General features: G+C 41.4%; 2 protein-coding genes. One reads left to right on the top strand and one right to left on the bottom strand.

What is annotated here, in order from left to right; all coding sequences use genetic code 11:
• The first annotated feature begins 47 nt into the window (after positions 1-47).
• Complete coding sequence (locus tag QVP90_RS06640; protein WP_005929552.1) at positions 48-878, top strand: patatin-like phospholipase family protein; 831 nt, start codon at positions 48-50, stop codon at positions 876-878.
• On the opposite strand, the gene QVP90_RS06635 is transcribed toward QVP90_RS06640, so the two are convergent.
• Positions 879-1,751 carry an aldose 1-epimerase family protein gene (locus QVP90_RS06635; protein WP_021935985.1) on the bottom strand — a complete coding sequence of 291 codons (873 nt, stop codon included), beginning with the start codon at positions 1,749-1,751 and terminating at the stop codon, positions 879-881.
• Positions 1,752-1,984 lie beyond the last annotated feature (233 nt).

The following is a 1,984-nucleotide window of genomic DNA, read 5'->3' as shown; positions in this document are numbered from 1 at the left end:
AGCGTATCTTTGAAGCGCAAAAGCATTAATCAAAAGAGGAAATAACTATGACTATTGATAATCAGACCGGGCTGGTACTTGAAGGTGGAGGGATGCGTGGAGTTTTCACATGTGGTGTACTCGACTATCTGATGGACCGGAATATTCGTTTCCCCTATACAATCGGTGTTTCTGCCGGAGCATGTAACGGACTCTCTTATATGTCACGGCAACGCGGACGTGCCAAATACAGTAATATCGATTTGTTGGAAAAGTACAATTACATCGGTTTGCGTCATTTGCTCAAGAAGCGAAACATTCTGGATTTCGATCTTCTTTTTACAGAGTTTCCCGAGCATATCCTTCCTTATGATTATGATGCTTATTTTTCGTCTCCCGAACGATTCGTAATGGTGACAACGAACTGCCTGACCGGAGAAGCCAATTACTTTGAAGAAAAACAGGATAAAAACCGGGTGATAGATATTGTCCGTGCTTCCAGTAGCTTGCCGATTGTTTGTCCGATAGCTTATGTGGATGGCATTCCGATGTTGGATGGCGGTATTGTGGATAGCATTCCTTTGCAGCATGCGATAGATGAAGGATATAAAAATAATGTGGTAGTATCGACTCGAAATCGGGGATACCGGAAAGAGAGCAAAGACATTAAAATTCCATCTTTTGTTTATCGTAAATATCCGAAAATACGTGAAGCGTTAAGTCATCGTTGTGCCGTTTATAATGCTCAGTTAGAGATGGTGGAACGAATGGAAGATGAAGGTAAAATTGTTGTAATCCGTCCGCAGAAGCCAGTAGTTGTGGATCGTATCGAACGGGATATTCAAAAACTGACTGACTTCTATCAGGAGGGATATGAATGTGCAAAAGCAATATTCTGACTATTCTTCAATTTGGATAACATATCCTCCTTTGAACACGGCGGCAGGTTGTAGATGCTGCATCCAATCTTTATCTTTATATTCTCCGTCATAATGAGCACGGTCACAACGTCCGTACCACGGTTCGATACAAATGAACGGGGCATTCTTGGCAGGCGGTGACCAAAGTCCTACCACCGGAGTTGTGAACCGCAGGCTTAAGTACGGTTGTTTCTCCTTATTATATAATGTAACTTTTTCCACCTGATTGTTTTCCAAGATCAAGGCATCGCGGTCAAAAGTGTGTGTATCCAATGGAAGGAGTCCGTCTGTCAGTCTTAGAGGATATTTATGTTCCGGGTCGGCGCATCCTTTTTCAGAAATGAGTATGTATTTTAGATCTTCTGTTCGGTCGAATCCCAAGTATCCGCGTTCGTTACTTTTCATATCGAATGCCGGAAAGTAAAATGCCGGATGTGCTCCTATCTGGAAATGCAACTCTTTGTCTCCTGTATTTTTTACTTCCCAAAGAACTTCTATCTGTTTTCCTTGTATCCGGTATCCTATTTCAAGACGAAAAGGGAAAGGATATCTCCTCCGGCTTTCTTCATTGTCTGCTAAACGATAGCGCAGTTCATCCGGTTGTTCTCGTATCAATTCGAAATTCATATCACGGGCAAAACCGTGTTGGGTCAGATTGTATGTGGCTCCGTCGATGCGGTATTCGTTTTCCCATACGCTGCCTACAATGGGGAAGAGTACCGGAGAATGGCGTTTCCAGAAAGAAGGATCGGCTTGCCATAGATATTCTTTACCGTTGCAGACGATATTGCAAAGTTCTGCACCATGGGGAGAAACCCGGATAGTGAGTTGTGAGTTGGAGATTGTTTTCATATGGACATTATTTTTATAAAATACAAAGTTAATGTTTTTTCTTTTTGCTTGTTCATGCTATAAGAAAAAGGAGCCGGTCGGTTATTCTTTCGAATCAACTTATGCGTATATGTATACATACCTTTTCTAATGATAAAAAGTTCTCTGTTACAGTGTTAATGTATCAATATTGATAAAGTATGAAACAAATGTAGCATGTCATTTGCTATCTTCGGCAATATCTTTGCCTCAGG

This window comes from Bacteroides sp. CAG:189 (assembly GCF_000432295.1).
In the GTDB taxonomy this organism is placed as follows: domain Bacteria; phylum Bacteroidota; class Bacteroidia; order Bacteroidales; family Bacteroidaceae; genus Bacteroides; species Bacteroides salyersiae.
This window is presented reverse-complemented; position numbering and strand designations above follow the sequence as displayed.